Origin of the sequence: Thioalkalivibrio sp. ALJ1, assembly GCF_000745395.1 — a bacterium.
In the GTDB taxonomy this organism is placed as follows: domain Bacteria; phylum Pseudomonadota; class Gammaproteobacteria; order Ectothiorhodospirales; family Ectothiorhodospiraceae; genus Thioalkalivibrio.
The window spans coordinates 496394-512630 of the sequence record NZ_KN050684.1 but is presented as its reverse complement, the minus strand read 5'-3'; the positions used below and the strand labels follow the sequence as shown (position 1 = coordinate 512630).

The 16237-nt window shown below is 66.1% G+C and carries 18 protein-coding genes and 1 pseudogene; 7 read left to right on the top strand and 12 right to left on the bottom strand.

Annotation, left to right across the window (positions count from 1 at the left end; genetic code table 11):
• Positions 1–232: 232 nt before the first annotated feature.
• On the top strand, positions 233–442 hold the full coding sequence (locus F462_RS04780; protein ID WP_038052025.1) for a hypothetical protein: 210 nt from the start codon (positions 233–235) through the stop codon (positions 440–442).
• 48 nt (positions 443–490) lie between these two features.
• On the opposite strand, the gene F462_RS04775 is transcribed toward F462_RS04780, so the two are convergent.
• From F462_RS04775 to F462_RS04765, 3 genes are read right to left on the bottom strand one after another with little or no spacing between them, the layout of a single operon-like run.
• Positions 491–1501 (bottom strand): M14 family metallopeptidase, encoded by a 1011-nt coding sequence (locus F462_RS04775; protein ID WP_038052024.1) that lies wholly within the window; start codon positions 1499–1501, stop codon positions 491–493.
• A 6-nt stretch (positions 1502–1507) separates the two neighbouring features.
• Complete coding sequence (locus F462_RS04770; RefSeq protein ID WP_038052023.1) at positions 1508–2947, bottom strand: glutamate--cysteine ligase family protein; 1440 nt, start codon at positions 2945–2947, stop codon at positions 1508–1510.
• 39 nt (positions 2948–2986) lie between these two features.
• Positions 2987–3439 carry a hypothetical protein gene (locus tag F462_RS04765; RefSeq protein ID WP_038052022.1) on the bottom strand — a complete coding sequence of 151 codons (453 nt, stop codon included), beginning with the start codon at positions 3437–3439 and terminating at the stop codon, positions 2987–2989.
• Positions 3440–3581: 142 nt separating this feature from the next.
• On the opposite strand from F462_RS04765, the gene F462_RS04760 reads away from it, so the two are divergent.
• From F462_RS04760 to F462_RS04750, 3 genes are all read left to right on the top strand, one after another.
• Positions 3582–4145, top strand: coding sequence for an RNA polymerase sigma factor (locus F462_RS04760; protein WP_038052021.1), 564 nt, complete (start codon positions 3582–3584; stop codon positions 4143–4145).
• Positions 4135–4953 (top strand): hypothetical protein, encoded by an 819-nt coding sequence (locus F462_RS04755; RefSeq protein ID WP_038052019.1) that lies wholly within the window; start codon positions 4135–4137, stop codon positions 4951–4953. The genes F462_RS04760 and F462_RS04755 overlap by 11 nt, the downstream gene beginning before the upstream one ends.
• 82 nt (positions 4954–5035) lie before the next feature.
• The gene (locus tag F462_RS04750; protein ID WP_371180512.1) at positions 5036–5464 is read left to right on the top strand and encodes a DsrE family protein; all 429 of its coding nucleotides are present in this window, start codon (positions 5036–5038) and stop codon (positions 5462–5464) included.
• Positions 5465–5488: 24 nt separating this feature from the next.
• Here F462_RS04750 and murU read toward each other — a convergent pair whose 3' ends face one another.
• The 3 genes from murU to F462_RS04735 are packed head-to-tail and all read right to left on the bottom strand — an operon-like array spanning position 5489 to position 7950.
• Positions 5489–6163 carry an N-acetylmuramate alpha-1-phosphate uridylyltransferase MurU gene (gene murU / locus F462_RS04745; RefSeq protein WP_026280057.1) on the bottom strand — a complete coding sequence of 225 codons (675 nt, stop codon included), beginning with the start codon at positions 6161–6163 and terminating at the stop codon, positions 5489–5491.
• Between the two features lie 3 nt (positions 6164–6166).
• Positions 6167–7174: an aminoglycoside phosphotransferase family protein gene (locus F462_RS04740; protein WP_018874281.1), complete on the bottom strand. Its 1008-nt coding sequence runs from the start codon at positions 7172–7174 to the stop codon at positions 6167–6169.
• Positions 7171–7950: a metallophosphoesterase gene (locus F462_RS04735; RefSeq protein WP_018874282.1), complete on the bottom strand. Its 780-nt coding sequence runs from the start codon at positions 7948–7950 to the stop codon at positions 7171–7173. The genes F462_RS04740 and F462_RS04735 overlap by 4 nt, the downstream gene beginning before the upstream one ends.
• A gap of 166 nt (positions 7951–8116) precedes the next feature.
• On the opposite strand from F462_RS04735, the gene dksA reads away from it, so the two are divergent.
• Positions 8117–8542 (top strand): RNA polymerase-binding protein DksA, encoded by a 426-nt coding sequence (gene dksA, locus F462_RS04730; RefSeq protein WP_018142193.1) that lies wholly within the window; start codon positions 8117–8119, stop codon positions 8540–8542.
• Positions 8543–8558: 16 nt separating this feature from the next.
• Here the strand turns inward: dksA and argA are convergent, their stop codons facing one another.
• From argA to F462_RS04715, 3 genes are all read right to left on the bottom strand, one after another.
• Complete coding sequence (gene argA, locus F462_RS04725) at positions 8559–9929, bottom strand: amino-acid N-acetyltransferase (protein WP_038044754.1); 1371 nt, start codon at positions 9927–9929, stop codon at positions 8559–8561.
• Between the two features lie 101 nt (positions 9930–10030).
• On the bottom strand, positions 10031–10504 hold the full coding sequence (locus tag F462_RS04720; RefSeq protein ID WP_018874284.1) for a DUF192 domain-containing protein: 474 nt from the start codon (positions 10502–10504) through the stop codon (positions 10031–10033).
• Positions 10505–10507: 3 nt separating this feature from the next.
• On the bottom strand, positions 10508–10780 hold the full coding sequence (locus tag F462_RS04715; RefSeq protein ID WP_018874285.1) for a heavy-metal-associated domain-containing protein: 273 nt from the start codon (positions 10778–10780) through the stop codon (positions 10508–10510).
• Positions 10781–10862: 82 nt separating this feature from the next.
• Here F462_RS04715 and ilvD point away from each other — a divergent pair, with 82 nt between their 5' ends.
• Together ilvD and radC are read left to right on the top strand one after the other, a co-directional pair.
• Positions 10863–12716, top strand: coding sequence for a dihydroxy-acid dehydratase (gene ilvD / locus F462_RS04710; protein WP_038052017.1), 1854 nt, complete (start codon positions 10863–10865; stop codon positions 12714–12716).
• 574 nt (positions 12717–13290) lie between these two features.
• A complete protein-coding gene (gene radC, locus F462_RS04705; RefSeq protein WP_038052015.1) occupies positions 13291–13962 on the top strand; it encodes a RadC family protein in 672 nt (223 codons plus the stop codon).
• Between the two features lie 59 nt (positions 13963–14021).
• Here radC and F462_RS13610 read toward each other — a convergent pair.
• The 3 genes and pseudogenes from F462_RS13610 to F462_RS04695 all read right to left on the bottom strand — a co-directional run.
• Positions 14022–14204 (bottom strand): annotated as a pseudogene (locus tag F462_RS13610) (hypothetical protein); the annotation flags it as partial.
• Between the two features lie 88 nt (positions 14205–14292).
• On the bottom strand, positions 14293–15474 hold the full coding sequence (bioF, locus tag F462_RS04700) for an 8-amino-7-oxononanoate synthase (protein ID WP_038054806.1): 1182 nt from the start codon (positions 15472–15474) through the stop codon (positions 14293–14295).
• Complete coding sequence (locus tag F462_RS04695) at positions 15471–16223, bottom strand: class I SAM-dependent methyltransferase (protein ID WP_038052013.1); 753 nt, start codon at positions 16221–16223, stop codon at positions 15471–15473. The genes bioF and F462_RS04695 overlap by 4 nt, the downstream gene beginning before the upstream one ends.
• Positions 16224–16237: the final 14 nt, after the last annotated feature.

Genomic DNA, 16237 nt, shown 5'->3' with positions numbered 1-16237 from the left:
ACCATCTGAGGGTGCGCACTCATAATGATGGGGTCCCCTGTTCGAATCAGGGCGTAGCCACCACCGAATCCCGGACAGGGGCTGTCAGCGATATGACAGCCCCTGTTTTGTTTGGGGCCCCCGGGTGGGGGCGGTGTTGTATTGCCGGTATGCAGGGGCTCGGATAGACTGCGCGCCGGGTCGCGTGCCTGCGCGCGGGCGGCCCCTCAAGGGAGCAACCTCGGACGAATCCATGAAACGCTACGGAATCCGCATCCGCCTGCCGGAAGGCAGCACCATGGCCATGCCGCACCTGCTGGGGCCGGACTGGGAATCCTATCGCTGGTACGACAGCGAACAGGCGCGAGAGAAGGCGCTGGCCGACATGCAGCGCGACCTCCCCAACTACCGCAAGGGTGATCACGTCGCCCAGATCCTCGAGCGCGTCGAACGCGACGCCTGATCGCGCATCGCGTCCCCCCGGCTGCGGCCGGCCCATGGGTCAGCATGGTCAGGGCAGTGTCAGTGGCTCCATCAGGTAGCACAGGCAGTCCTGGGCGATCACGCGGGTATCCAGCGTGAGCATGGACGGCATGGCCTGGCGCTTGAGCCGGATCTCCTGGCCAGTACGTTCCAGATACTCGTCGGTGACCTCGGAGCCGTCCTCTGCGATCGCGATCAGCGGATCCCGGGCGTCTGCGTGGACGTTGACCAGGCGCGAGCCGGCAGGCAGTAACTGGAAGTTCAGGCCGTCCAGGTCGGGCTCCAGGCGCACGTGGTGCTGTGCATCCAGTCCCACCTGTAGTCCCGCCCGAACCCGAACCTGCGCCACCGTGTGGAAGATCTCGATGGCGCCTTTCCGAGGCGGCTCTTCGGCGAAATGGCCCAAATGCAGCACGGCATCAATCATCTCACGGGCGTGATCCACGCCGGCCGCGTCCTCAGGGTGGCCACATTCCAGCGTGACGGACGGCCCGAGGCGCGCCAGCGCCATGGAGGCGACCCCGCGGGGTCGGGTGAAGTACACCACCGTACGTCCGAACAGCGCGGCCAGGTTCAGGAATGGTGCATCCAGACGGTTGATGCAGGCGTAATGCGGATTGCGCCCGGTGTTGTTGTGCAGGTCGATCGCGGCGAACAGGCCGCGTCCCTCCAGACGCCGGCAGAGTTCGGCAAAGAGGTCGGCCTCGGGCGAGCCGCCCTGCTCGGTCCCCGGCCAGATGCGGTTGAAGTCGGGCTGATGGTCCAGGTGCCGCTGATTGAGCGCCGCGGCCTGCGGGTTGCCCACGATCAGGGTGAGCGCCCGAGGTAGCGGCCGCCCGGTGTATTGACGCAGGAGCTGCTGGACGGCGCGCAGGCCCACCGGCTCGTTGCCGTGCAGCAACAGGACCACGGCCACGGCCGGCTCGCGCTGGCCTTCCAGGTGGATCAGTGCCGGGCCGGGTACGCACTGGTGCAAAGTGGTTGGCGTAGCCTCGATGAAGCCGTCAGGCAGTTCGAAGTATTCGGTTATCGTGGTCACAAGTAACTAGAGTCCCCAGGTGTGAACGGCTGCACCGGTGTTCTGCCAGCCACGGTAGGCCCGGACCAGGCCTGGCCAGTCGCGTCCATGTCGCGTGACCCAGGCGCGTTGCCATTGGGCCCCGGTCTGGCCGCTGGCGACCCGTGCGGCGATGATGCCGAGAAGGGTATTGCGCTCACTGGCATCGATGCCCAGGCGTTCCAGCCCCTCGGCGGCCCGAGGTAGCAGTTCGCGGGTAATCAGGCGGGGTGCAGGCATTGGATCCCGGTGTCCCCAGCGCAGACGTGCATCGAGACCGTGGCGCGCCGCATTGTAGAAGTTGTCGCGTGCCTCGGAAAACGGGGTCTCCAATGTGCCGTCTGGAGATTCGGCCACCAGGTACTCGATAAGCCCCAGCGCAAAGGCCGTATTGGCCAGCATGTCGATCAGCGACGGGCCGGCCGGAAGGCAGCGAAACTCAAGCCGCAGGCTATGCCGGCCATCGGCGTCGCAGCCGACAATGGGACGGTTCCAGCGCCAGATCGTGCCGTTGTGGAAGGCAAGGTGCGCCAGCCGGTCGGGTGTTTCGTCCAGGTCCACAGGGAGCAGCACCGGGAAGTGTTCGAGGTTTTCGGTGAACAGCTCGCCGATGGAGTCGTGCAGGTAACCGGTTCCGAAGGTGACGCGGCGGATCGGTCCGCGTGCCGAGTTGGCGAATCCGCCGACCTCCACAGACTGCTCGAAAAGCGGGATGCGGCTCTCGGCCCACAGGTCGTGGCCGAAGATATAAGGCGTGTTGCCCGCAGCGGCCAGTACCGGCGCAGTCGCGACCATGGTGGCGTTGTAGGTGCGGTGGGCGATCGCCGGGCGTGTCTCGATATGTACCTGGAACGAGGTGGTGGCGGCCTCCAGCATCACGTCCGCGTGGCGGTGCTGGAGGTGTTCGTGGCCGACAATATCGACCTCCAGCGGACGCTGGGCGCGCTGTTCCAGAATGGCGCTGTTCAGGGCCCGGTAGCGGGCCTGGTGTGACATGTGGTGGAGGCCCAGATCGCCGGGCTCCAGGGTGGGCAGGCTGCCGGCCATGAGCAGTTCGGCGCCGGCATGCCGAGCGGCGCGGCGCGCCTGGCGCAGGGTCTCGTTCAATTCGTCGAGAATGGCACCGAAACAGCCGTGCCCGGTATGAAACACGCTGCTGTTCAACTCGATGTTGAACTGTGCCAGCTCCGGGGTGGCCAGCGGGCTGTCCATCGCTTCGAGAAAAGCGTCGTTCACCGGGAGCGGGCGCCCGTGCGTATTGCACAGCCAGGCCTCGATCTCAAAGCCTAGACGGGGCGGCGGGGGAGGTTCCAAGGGGGGCGCTGTCTTTAGCCAGTCCAGCAGCCAGGCGGTTTCGTCGGCGAGGACACGGCGAAAGCGCTCGAAGTCTTGCGCCCCAAAATGCTCCTCGCGGATCTCCTGACCCAAGGCTAGTGGTTCCTCGTTATATTCATGGCAGGACCACCACTAATCCTCGTCCCGGTCGTCGGGTGCTTCGTCGTACAGGCTCTCGAGCAAATCGCCCCAGATCTGTTCGTGCTGTTCGATGAAGGTCAGAAGGCCCTTGCGGAACGCGAGGTAGTCGGTCTCGAAGGCCTCAAAATCGGCCCCGCCGTTCAGTAGCTTGGCGGCCCGGTCGGTCTGCTGCAGACTGTCGCGCAGGTTGAGGCTGGCGGCCATCGCCCCCTTTACGCGCTCGCGCTCATGCGGGATCCAGGCGCGGTCCGACAGCATGGAGCGCAGGTTCTCGCCCAGCTCCAGCAGGCGCTTGCGCAGGCGCGGAACGGCTCCGATGGTGCCGGTCTTGAGGTCGCCCCAGACGGCATCGGTGATCAGGCGTGCCCAGCGTTCGCGCAGGTCCGCGACGGTCGCGGGGTCAAAGGCGAACGAGCGCTCGAGTTTTTGCGGATCGAATGGCATTGGGTATCCTGAGCGCAGGAGTCGAGGGTGAGCGACTCATATGAACGACCGGACCGGAATAGCCCGCCGCCCGGTAGCGTCCTACAGGGTACAAGAACAAGCAAGGCCGCACGTACGGCCTGCGGATGGAGGAAGCAACAACATGGCGACCTGGTTCGCGCAGCGCAGGCTGCGTCAGAAGGTGTGCGACCTGCGGCCCCAGATGTATCGCATGGCATTTGCGTGGTGTCATGACGCGGCGCTGGCGGACGACCTAGTGCAGGAGGCAATGATGAAGGCCCTGACCCGGCTGAAGTCGTTGCAGGACGAGAACGCCCTGAAGGCCTGGGTGTTTCGGATTATGACCAACTGCTACCGGGACTGGGGGCGGCGGCACAAGGACACGGTGGATGTGGACAGCATGGAGCTGCCCTGCGAGGACTGCCCGGAGCAGCAAACCGAGCGCAACCGCATGATCGCGGATGTTCACCGGGCGATGGCCGAACTGAGTACCGATCACCGGCAGGTGGTCGCACTGGTGGACCTGGAAGGCTTTGCCTATTCCGAGGTCTCGGAGGTGCTGGATGTACCCATCGGCACGGTGATGAGTCGCCTGAGCCGGGCTCGGGCACAGTTGAAAAAGGTGCTGCTGGAGCAGCAGGCCGACACGGGGAAAGCGGCCGATACACCCTATCTCAAGGTAGTGAGGAATCGGCATGTCGAATGAACGACTGAGTGCAAAGAACCGGCCTAGCGAGGAGATTCTCAACGCCTTCGTGGATGGTGAATTCTCCCCCGAGGACCGCCTGCACACCCTGAAGACGATTTCCTCCAGTGAGCACCTGAGCCGGGAAGTCTGTGACATGCACCAGCTCAAGGAGCTGGTCAATATGGCCTACGAGGACGTCCCGGCCGGGCGCGCCAGCACCGGTCGCTGCCGTCTCGCGCGCGGGGGCCGTTCGGCCTGGTTCCCGTCCGTCGCCGCCGGCGTCCTGGCACTGGTCGTGGGTTCGCTGGGCGGGTACGAGATCACCCGCGATGCCGGGTTCTTCAGTGGCCAGCATTCGGCCGCGAATGGGCAGGATGCCGGCGCCCTGGCGCAGGTCGCTGCCAGTCGGGATACGGCGGGTGGCGCCGCGGCCCCGCAGCAGGTGTTTTCAGCCACCGAGACCGACCAGATTTTGCTGCACATCAATGAGGGCGACACCCGTGCGATGGCAGAGCTCCTGGATGATATCGAGAGCATGTACCGAGAGGCGGCGACGGTCGGGCGCGACCTGAACGTGCAGGTCGTGGTGCACAACAATGCAATGAATCTGCTGCGCGCCGACAGCGCGCCCTACCCGGAACGGGTGGCCAGCATGGCGGAGGCGTATCCCACGCTGCGGTTCACCGCCTGTGCCCAGACCCTTAACCGTCTGGCGCGCGAGGAGGGCAAGACGGTCGACACCCTGCCGCAGGCCGAGCTGATTGATTCCGGCGTCGCCGAGGCGGCCCGCCGTCAGGCCGAGGGCTGGATCTACATCAAGGTCTGATCCGGGCGCGCCGGGAATTCCGATGATCCCTTATCTACGCGTTCCGCCCCCCGGCTGGCTTCTGGCCGGGGCGTTCTTGTTGATGCTGGTGGCTGGTGGTGCCACCGCGCTGCTGTTTGGAACCGTTTCCGAGGCACCGGCGGCCGACGAGCCGCTGCGGGTGGTCTATCACATCAACACCGATGACCCGGAGCTGCATCTGAATGCCCTGCGCAATCTACAGAACCATATCGACGGTAGCCCTGCAGATGTGGTGCTGAAGATCAAGGTGCTGACCCACGGCAGCGGCGTCAGTCTGTTGCAGCACGCTGCGGAGGACCCTGACCTGCGTAGTACCGTGAATACCCTCAAGCTGCAGGACGTGCGCTTTCTGGTCTGTGGTAACACGCTGGACTCGCGCGGTCTCTCGCGCAGTGATCTGCACGAGGTGGCCAAGGAGGATGTGGTTTCAAACGGGATCGGCGAGCTGACACGGCTGCAACGTGCCGGCTATACCTACATCAAGCCTTGAGCCCGACGCATAGCCGCGCCGCGTTCAACGCTGGCCGAGCTCGGTATCCAGTGTGGACAGACGTTCCGGGGTGCCGATGTCGCGCCAGTCGCCCGTGTAGTGCTCGCCGGTAACCTGTCCGGCCGCGATGGCCGCGCGTAGCAGCGGCCCCAGGGCGTGACGCCCGGGCGGCAGATCCTGGAACAGCTGCGGGTTATACCAGCCGATGCCGCTGAAGGTCAGGCGCTCGCCGCCTTCCAGCACGACCGATCTCCCTTTCAGGCCGAAGTCGCCCTGTGCGTGATGCCCGGGGTTATCCACCAGTACTAGGTGCGCGAGCGCACCGCTGGACGCAGTGGACATGTTGGCTGGCGGAGTCAGAGGGTGGTCACACCAGACATCGCCATTGACGACCAGGAACGGTGCGTCGCCCAGGAGCGGCAGGGCCTGGCGGATGCCGCCTGCGGTCTCGAGGGCGCCCTCGGGCTCCGGCGAGTAGTGGAGGGTGATCCCTTGGTGCTGCTCGCCCAGGGCCGCACGGATCTGCTCGCCCAGATGTGCGAGATTGATCACCACATCGCGGTATCCGGCGGCCGCCAGGCGGTCCAGCGTGTGTGCGATCAGGGGGCGTCCGCCCGCCTCCAGCAAGGGTTTGGGGCAGTGGTCGGTCAGGGGGCGCATGCGTTCGCCGCGCCCGGCGGCCAGGATCATTGCGCGCACGTTCTAGTCCCTTTGCCTCTGCTTAGGCATGCGTTCGGGCATGTGCTCGCGGAACCATTCGGCGACGGGCGTGAGCTCCGGGTACGACAGCCCTTGTGCCAGCAATCGACGCAGTCGTGGCAGGTGCTCCAGATAGCGGGGCTTGGCATCCCGGCGTGCCAGGCGCACGAAGATCCCCAGGATCTTCGTGGTGCGCTGGACGCCGAGCACACGATAGTGTTGGCAGAAGGCCTCTCGATCCCAGGCGGTGCTCGCGAGGTAGCGTTCCAGGGCGCGCTCCACGGTGGCGGGTGATACGTCGCGTCGGGCGTCCTCCAGCAGCGAGATCACGTCATAGGCCGGGCTGCCGAGCACGGCATCCTGAAAGTCGAGGACGGCACAGTCTGTGGACGAGTCGGGTGGCAGCATCAGGTTGTCGACATGGAAGTCGCGCAGCACCAGGGTGTCGGGCAGCGCAGGCAGGTCTTCGAGAACGTCCTGCCAGGCGTTCAGAAAGGCCGCCCGGGACGCGCTCGGTATTGACGCGCCCTGCTGTTCCAGCCAGTACCAGTCGGTGAACAGGGCCGCCTCGTCCAGCAGCCGCTGAACGTCGTAGGCGGGCAGGTCCGCCACCTCGGCGGCGTGTTGCGGCCAGGCCTGGTGCAGTTGAATCAGGGTGTCGATTGCCCGGTCATAGAGCGGTGCTTCTGCGGCCCCCTCGGCCAGGGCCTGGGTGAAGGTCCGATCGCCGAGGTCCTCCAGCAGAACGAAGCCGGCCGCCGCGTCGTGGACGTGTACATGGGGCGGGCGCAGCCCGAGGGTCTCCAGCAGCCGCGCGATCTGCGCGAACGGATCGGTCGCCTCGCGTTCGGGCGGCGCGTCCATCAGCACCATGGGCTCGCCGTCGCGACGCAGGCGGAAATAGCGCCGGAAACTGGCGTCTGCCCGCAGCAGGGCGAGGTCCGTGAATGTCCCCGGCTGACCCTCCAGCCAGGACAAGATCTGCTTGCTGCGGACGTCGTCCGGGATCATGCGCGGATCTCGGGTAGGTCGCCGGGTACCCGCTCCACGCGGGTTGTGATCCGGCCGTCGGGGTGCAGTTCCAGCACGCGGTATCCAGCATGTTCAGCGTCCAGGGCGAAGGCCGCGGAGCCCGGGGCGAACTGGATGCAGGTGGAGGGGCATCCGAGTAGTTCCACGCCACCGCGCACGGCGCGGAAGTCCTGGTGGATGTGCCCGAACAGGCAAGCGCGTACGTGCGGGTGACGGTCCAGTACCGCGAAAAAAGCCGCGGGGTTGGTCAGTCCGATACGGTCCATCCAGGCGCTGCCGATCGGCACCACCGGATGATGGACCGCAATCATGGCCCAATGCGCCGGGTGGTCACCGAGTACCTGGTCGAGTCGTTCCAGTTCTTCCGCGGTTAGGGTTCCGGACACCTGATCCGGCGTGGCGGAGTTGAGCCCCACGAGCAGCCAGTCTCCCAGCTCTTGGTGCCCATCCACGGCGTGACCGGCCTCCGCGAAGGCCTGCTGCAGCAGGTGTCGTGAATCGTGGTTGCCCGCCAGTCCAGCCAGTGTCCAGCCCTCCAGGTGTTCGTCGAGCAGCCCTAGGATGCGGGTGTAGACCTCTGGGGTGGGCGTCTCTGCCAGGTCACCGGTGAGCCACAGCAGGTCGGGCTCTTCCTCGCGCTGTTGCAGGGCGGCGAGTACACGGGCGAGCTGTTGATCGCTGTCCGGGTAGCCCGGCCGGATCGGTCCTGGTTCGAGGCCCAGGTGGGTATCGCTGATCTGGAAGATGCGTTGCATGCAAGGCGTGTCGCTGTTGTGGTTCGTGTGCTCGGAATGTGTGCTGGGGCGCGCCACCATTGTTGCCGCCCGCCCCGGTTATTGCCCTATACTCGATCGGGTGTACCGCATATCGCGCCGGGGCCTTCTCCGCATGGGGCGGGAGGGGGCTGGCGAGGGGTCCGAGATGAGCCAAGAAGCCAAGATCCGCCCGGATTCCGGGTATCGTCCGTCCGAGGACGAACCCTACATGAATCCGCGCCAACTGGACTACTTTCGTGCCAAGCTCGAGGCCTGGCGTGCCGAGCTGATCGACGAATCGGAACAGACCCTGGAGCATCTGCGCACGGAGAGCTGGCAGGAGCCGGACCCGAACGACCGCGCCAGCCATGAAACCGACGCCGGCCTGGAACTGCGTACGCGGGATCGCTACCGCAAGCTGCTGAACAAGATCGACGCGGCGCTGGCGCGCATCGACCGGGGGGAATACGGCTACTGCGAGGAGAGCGGCGAACCCATCGGGATCGCCCGGCTGGAGGCCCGACCGATTGCCACGTTGAGTGTCGCCGCCCAGGAAGCCCACGAACGCAACGAGGCTCGGTACGAACAGTAGTTCGCCACGGGTAGGTTTACCCTTCGTCTGACAGCGTGCGGGTGAAGACCCGCGAGTTTCGGGCCTGGTTGTAGCGAGCCTGGCGGCTGGCGGGCAGGTCGTCCACCTTGCCCAGCGTGTAGCCGCGCTCCTGGAACCACTGCGCGGTGCGCGTGGTGAGCACGAATACGCGCCGGATACCCTGGTCCCGCGCCAGCCCTTCCATCGCCTGCAGCAGCCGATCGCCGCGCCCGCTCCCGCGATAATCCGTGTGCAGGGCAAGACAGGCGATCTCCGCCGCATCTGACTCGAAGGGATAGAGCGCAGCGGTGCCGATGATCAGGCCATCGGCCTCCAACACCTGGAAGCGATCAATCTCCAGCTCCAGATGCTCGCGAGCGCGGTGGACCAGGACCCCTTCCGCTTCCAGCGGCTCCAGCAATGCATGAATGCCTCCCACATCGTCGAGGGTCGCCTGGCGCAGGCGCTCCAGCGGTTCGCGTGAGACCAGCGTGCCGATGCCCTGGCGGGTGAAGAGCTCGGTCAGGAGGCCGCCGTCGTCGCGCCGGTCCACCAGGTGTACTCGCATCTCGCGGGCATGGCAGGCGTCGATTGCGCTCCTCAGGTGATTCGCCAGTTCCTGCGGCAGATCGGCGCTGGTCTCCAGCAGTTCCTGGGCGGCCGGAACGGTGAGTTGGTCGAACACCCCATGTTCCGGGTCACGCAATACGCCCGCTTCCGTCAGGAAGATCAGCTTGTCGGCATCCAGCGCGATTGCTACCTGGGTGGCGACGTCCTCTCCGGAGAGATTGAAGACCTCGCCGGTGGGCGAGTAGCCCAGTGGCGAGACCAATGCGACCTGCTCCCGGTCCAGCAAAGCGGTGAGTGCGGCGGTATCGATCCCGCGGACCTCGCCGGTGTAATGGAAGTCCACGCCGTCGCGCACACCCAGTGGGCGCGCGGTGACGAAGTTGCCACTGGCCACGCGCAAGCGAGCGTTGCCCGTTCCTGGTTGGCCCAGGCTGCGCGAGAGCAGGCCTTCAATCTGCAGGCGCAGTCGTCCGACCGCGTCGAGTACCGCTTCCAGGGCCGGGGCGTCGGTGACGCGCAGGCCGTTGGCATAGGCCGGGGTTAGGCCGCGCTCGCCCATGCGCGCCTCGATCTGCGGCCGCGCCCCGTAGACCAGGACGACTCGAATCCCCAGCGCATTGAGCTTTGCGATGTCGCGCATCAGCGCAGGGAACTCCGGCGCCAGGGCCGCCTCGCCCGCCAGCGCAATCACCATAGTGCGCCCGCGATGCGCCGCGATGTACGGCACGGCGTCGCGGAACCATGCAAGCTCCCCGGGCTGCGGGGCTCGCCGCGAGGGCGTGTGCGGTCCTGGGAATGGGGGAGGTGCGTTGGTCACGGCGCTTTCCGTTTCCTGTCGGTGTCCTGAGCGGACAGTCTAGGGAAACTCGGATCAATGTACACGCGGGCCTGAAGGACCCGGTCTTGTGTCACTGGCCGCTATTGGTTCGTGTTGACCAGTCGTTCGAGGTCCGGGACGGTATCGTTGCGTGTGATCCCGTGTTCCTCGAACCAGCCGGCGTTGACCTCCAGCGCGTAGAGCGCGGGTCGCTTGGCGCTGTGAATGCGGGTGGAGTGCGGTGTCATGCTGGCGATGTTGGTGATGGTGAAATCCGCATCGATAAAGGCCACGTCCAGCGGGATGCGAGTGTTCTGCATCCACATGCCGTATTCCCCCGGGCGTGACCAGATGAACAGCATGCCGTGGTCATCGGGCAGGTGGTCGCGGTGCATCAGACCGAGGCGGCGACTGCGGTCGGTGGCGGCGATTTCGATGGTGAGGGTCTGCTCACCGAGGTTCAGCTCGGCGGTCGGTAATCCCTCGTCGGCGTGGGCGAGGCCCATGCCGAGGGCCAGAAGCAGTAGCAGACCGGCAACGCCAACAAAGGCCCGGCCCCACGGCGAGGCGGTCACCGATTATTCGCCGCTCATGCGCCCGACGGCGCAGCTGGCGAAGGACTTGGCCTTGGCGCTGGTGGAGCGCCAGCCGGAGACCGAGCCGACCTCGGGGTAGCCCATGCTGGCCAGCTTCGCGGCGACCGCCTCGCGGGCGCTGTCCGGGGCCTGGACCTCGACGGCGCCGCCTTCCACGTCGACCTCGGCTTCGGTGACGCCCTCGACTTGCAGCAGGCCCTTGCGGATGGAGCTGGCGCAGCCGCCGCACTTGATGTTTTCGACTTCGATTTTCATTGCGGATACCTCGGAATACTGGGGTTTGTATCGCTCATTATGTACGATTCCGCTTCTGCATAAACGTTCACGAGACCCGACCATGCCCGCCTATCGTTCTCGCACCACCACCCACGGCCGCAATATGGCCGGCGCCCGCGCCCTGTGGCGTGCCACCGGCATGCAGGATGGCGACTTCGGCAAGCCGATCATCGCCATTGCCAACTCCTTTACCCAGTTCGTGCCCGGGCACGTGCACTTGAAGGATCTGGGGCAGCTGGTCGCCGGCGAGGTGGAGAAGGCCGGTGGGGTGGCGAAGGAGTTCAACACCATCGCGGTGGACGACGGTATCGCCATGGGTCACGGCGGGATGCTCTATTCGCTGCCCTCGCGCGAGATCATCGCCGATTCGGTGGAGTACATGGTCAATGCCCACTGCGCGGATGCGCTGGTGTGCATCTCCAACTGCGACAAGATCACCCCGGGGATGCTGATGGCCGCGATGCGCCTGAACATCCCGGTGGTGTTCGTCTCCGGCGGCCCGATGGAGGCCGGTAAGGTGAAGCAGCCGGGCACCGACAACGTGATCCACCTGGATCTGGTGGACGCGATGGTCAAGGCGGCCGACTCCAGCGCAAGCGACGAAGAAGTGGAGGCCATCGAGCGCTCCGCCTGCCCGACCTGCGGCTCCTGCTCCGGCATGTTCACCGCCAATTCGATGAACTGCCTGACCGAGGCCCTTGGGCTTTCACTGCCGGGCAATGGCTCGTTGCTCGCCACCCATGCCGTGCGCAAGTCGCTGTTCGAGCAGGCCGGGCGGCGCGTGGTCGAGCTCGCCAAGCGCTACTACGAGCAGGATGACGAATCCGTGCTGCCGCGTTCCATCGCCACCTTCGAGGCGTTCGAGAATGCGATGAGCCTGGATATCGCGATGGGCGGCTCCACCAATACTGTGCTGCACCTGCTGGCGGCTGCGCGCGAGGGCGAGGTCGAGTTCACCATGGCCGACATCGACCGCCTGTCGCGCAAGGTCCCGAACCTGTGCAAGGTGGCCCCGGCTACCCAGCTCTACCACATGGAAGACGTTCACCGCGCCGGCGGGGTGGTGGGCATCCTCGCCGAGCTCGACCGCGGTGGGTTGATCCATCGCGACATTCCTACCGTGTACGCCGACACCATGGGCCAGGCCCTGGAACAGTGGGACGTGATGCGCCATGCCGCCGAGTCCGAGACCCTGTACAAGGCGGCGCCGGGCGGCGTGCCCACACAGGTCGCGTTCAGCCAGGACAAGACTTGGGACAGCCTGGACATCGACCGCGAGAACGGCTGCATCCGCGATATCGAACACGCCTACTCCAAGGACGGTGGCCTCGCTGTGCTCTACGGCAACATGGCCCCCGACGGTTGTATCGTGAAGACTGCGGGCGTCGACGAGAGCATCCTGAAGTTCTCCGGCCCCGCCCGCGTCTTCGAGAGCCAGGACGCCACGGTGGAGGCCATCCTGGGTGACCAGATCCGGCCCGGTGACGTGGTAATCATTCGCTACGAGGGCCCGAAGGGCGGCCCGGGCATGCAGGAGATGCTCTACCCGACCTCGTACCTGAAGTCGAAGGGGCTGGGCAAGGAATGCGCATTGATCACTGACGGGCGCTTCTCTGGTGGCACCTCCGGGTTGTCCATCGGCCACGTCTCGCCGGAGGCGGCGCAGGGCGGCGCGATTGCTCTGGTCGAGGAGGGTGACACCATCGTGATCGACATCCCCGGCCGCGAGGTCCGCATCGACGTCGACGACGCCACCCTGGCGGCGCGCCGCCAGGCCATGGAGGCCCGCGGGCCGAAGGCCTGGAAGCCGGAAGCGCGCAACCGCCCGGTCACTCAGGCCCTGCGCGCCTACGCCCTGATGACGACCTCCGCCGCCTTCGGCGCGGTCCGCGACATCTCGCCCTACGAGGACTAGCCTTAGCAGGGGCAAGGCGCGATTTTGGTGACGCTTTGCGTCGTGGGTACGTGGGTTGATTGCACCAAAGAGTGCACAGAGGACACTGAGAAAATCGAAGGAGGTTTCACGTCGGTTTCGATCGATTTTCTCTGTGCTCTCCGTGTCCTCGGTGGTTAGAAGCGGACCCCTAAAGACTGGCCCTTGCGCCTCATTGGTCGAGACGGTATCTGGGGAAACACTGACCAATGTACACGCTCGCGTTGGTACCCCAGGTTTTCCGAGACAAGGCGCGTCGCGTAGCGGGTAGTGGTTCTACCCGCCCGTTTCTGATGGATTCGGGGCGCAACGCCGGATCGGGGAACCTGGGGTACCAACCCCGCAAGCCATTGAAAGCAGGGGCTCGGCCGCCCGTTGTTGTCGGAAACGGGCATGCGCACGGCGTTGCGGCTCCTTTATGCAGAATGACTGCACGGCAGTCACCGCGCCTTGTTCGCACGCAAAAGCAACTCGAGCGCGAGCGTGTACATTAATCAGTGTTTCCCTAAGTCCAGCACCCTAAAACGCGATACGACTGAACCACAGGGAGGTGGTGATGGCGATTACTGACTGGCCCGCGGCCGAACGTCCGCGGGAAAAGCTGTTGGAGCGCGGGGCGGACGCCTTGTCCGATGCGGAGTTGCTGGCGATCTTTCTGCGCACGGGCGTGGCGGGCAAGAGCGCGGTGGACGTGGCGCGGGACCTGCTCAGCCGTTTCGGTGGGTTGCGGCCCCTGTTGCAGGCCGACCAGGCCGGGTTCTGTGCGGCGCCGGGGCTGGGTGCGGCCAAGTATGCCCAGCTGCAGGCGGTGCTCGAGATGGGGCGGCGGCACCTGGCCGCTGATCTGGAACGTGGCGACGCACTCAGCTCGCCAGCCGCGACCCGGAAGTTCCTCGCGGCGCGTCTGCGCGACTATCCCTTCGAGGTCTTTGGTGTCCTGTTCCTGGACAATCGCCACCGGGTGATCGCCTTTGAGGAGTTGTTTCGTGGAACGATCGACGGGGCCAGCGTGCATCCGCGCGAGGTGGTGCGCCGCGCCCTGCATCACAACGCGGCGGCCGTAATCCTGTCTCACAATCACCCTTCGGGCGTCGCCGAGCCTTCGCGTTCGGATGTCTCCATCACCCGTCGGCTGACCGATGCATTGGGGCTGATCGACGTGCGCGTGCTGGATCATCTGATCGTGGCCGACGAGATCGTGTCCCTGGCCGAGCGCGGCGAGTTGTAGGATCCCTCGATGACCCAGGTCTTGCCGTTGATCCGTGGCGACTCCGGAGATTGGGGTCGCTAGCCGCGGATCTCGCAGTGGCCGGGCTCGGTCGGGCAGGCGGTGCCGGTGTGGTGCTGGCCGTCGATAGTCATCTCGAAGTCGCGGCAACCACCATCGCGATTCCTTCTCGGCGTGAGGTGTACCGGCTGGCCGTGGGCGTTTTCCCAATGCACCGTGTGGCCCGTATCGGCTAGCTCCAGCCTCGCCTGGATCGGCTGAACAGAGCTTTAACCGCTGGTGGATCTTGCGAGAAACGTGAACGGCATCAAGCCCGCAATGCGCATCGTGTCATGTCGGGGGCTGATCAAGGGCCCGCTCCAGGGCGCGCAGAAGGGCGCCAACCTGGGCCTCGGTATGAGCGGCAGACAGGGTGATGCGCAGTCGGGCCTGACCTTCGGGAACGGTCGGCGGACGGATGGCTGGCACCAGAAAGCCGGCACCCAGGAGGCGTTCGGCCACGGCGCTGGCGCGCCGGGCGTCACCAATATGCACGGGCTGGATCGGTGCCAGGGGTGGCGGGTGGGTCAGGCCGAGTTCGTCCAGGCCCTTCCCCAGCTGCAGCAACAGGCGCTGAAGGTGTTCGCGGCGGTCGTTCGCGCCTTCGGCGATCTGTACCGAGGCGAGGGTCGCGGCGGCCAGGGCGGCGGGCATCGCGGTGGTGTAGATGTATGGGCGAGCGGTCTGGATCAGGGTCTCGATCAGGGCATCGGAGCCCGCCACGAAGGCCCCGGCGGTACCGAAGCCCTTGCCTAGCGTCCCCATCAGGATCGGGACCGCATCGTGCCCGAGGCCGAAATGCTGACAACTGCCACCGCCGGTTTTTCCCAGAACCGACAGGCCATGGGCGTCGTCCACCATCAGCCCGGCGTCGAATTCGCGCGCCAGATCGGCCAATTCCGGGAGGGGTGCGATGTCGCCGTCCATGGAGAACACGCCGTCGGTGATGATCAGGCGATGTCCAGTGGTCCCGGCCTTCTCCATTCGCCCACGCAGGTGATCCGGGTCGGCATGGCGGTAGCGCTGGCTGCGAGCGCCGGACAGGCGGACCGCATCAATGAGCGAGGCATGGTTCCAGCGGTCCTCGAAGACCGTGTCGTGGCGCCCGACCAGGGTCTGCACCAGGGCCAGGTTGGCCATGTAGCCGGTGGAGAATAAAAGGGCGCGCTCGCGCCCGGTGAAGCGGGCCAGCGCCTGTTCCAGCTCGTCGTGGGCGCGGGTGTGGCCGTTGATCAGGTGGGCCGCGCCCGCGCCCACGCCGTAATGGTCGATGGCTTCGCGGGCCGCGGTGGCGACTGCGGGGTCGCCGGCCAGACCCAGATAGTCGTTCGAGCAGAAGGCCACCACGGGGCGACCGTCGATCACCTGCTCCGGTCGCTGTGGGCCGTCCAGGGTTCGTGTGCGCCGCCATCGCCCGGCATCGCGCCGGGCTTGCAGGCGCTCTTGCAGATACCGATCCAGCGAGTCGCTCATGGCCGCAGCCCGGCGCGCAGGAAGATCGGCCAGTGCACGCGGGTCGGCATGGCTGCGTTGGGCCACAGGGCCTCCAACGCAGGCGCCAGCGCGGCCAACGGGTCCTGTCCGGCGTTGCGGGCATGGCGTGTGGCGGACCAGGTGCCCAGGTAACCGAGCAGGGTATCGCGGCTCCATTCGCGCTGGATGCGGAACCCTGGCGACTCGATCTCCGGCCAGGGGAACGGCAGGTCACGATAGTGGCTGCGGATGTGGTTGCGTTCCTCCGGCCACCAAGGGGCCAGAATGGTGTCGTGGAAATCGGTCAGCAGGCGGTCCAGCGCGGGGTCTTCGGCGCGTAGGATGCCGTAACCCCAGACCGCCAGCACGCCACCCGGGCGCAGAATGCGGGCGACCTCGTGATGGAACTCATGGTGTCGAAACCAGTGTGCGGCCTGCGCCACGCAAGCAAGATCCACCGAGGCATCGGCCAGGGAACAGGCCTCCGCGGCGCAGGCGACGCGGTCGACCCCCGAGCTGGCCGGCAGCGTGGCCAGGAGGGCCGGGGCGGCATCCGTGGCAATCACATGCGGGAAATGCGGGTGCAGGCCTTGTGCGGCCTGACCACTGCCGCTGGCACAGTCCCAGGCGCGTTCGTGCCGCGGTGTTTGCGTTGCCAACCAGTCAAACAGTTCGACGGGATAGTCCGGGCGATGGCGGGCGTAGTTCGTCGCCACCGCCGAAAAATGGTCGGGAAAGCCGCTATTCACTCGCCCCGGCCTGG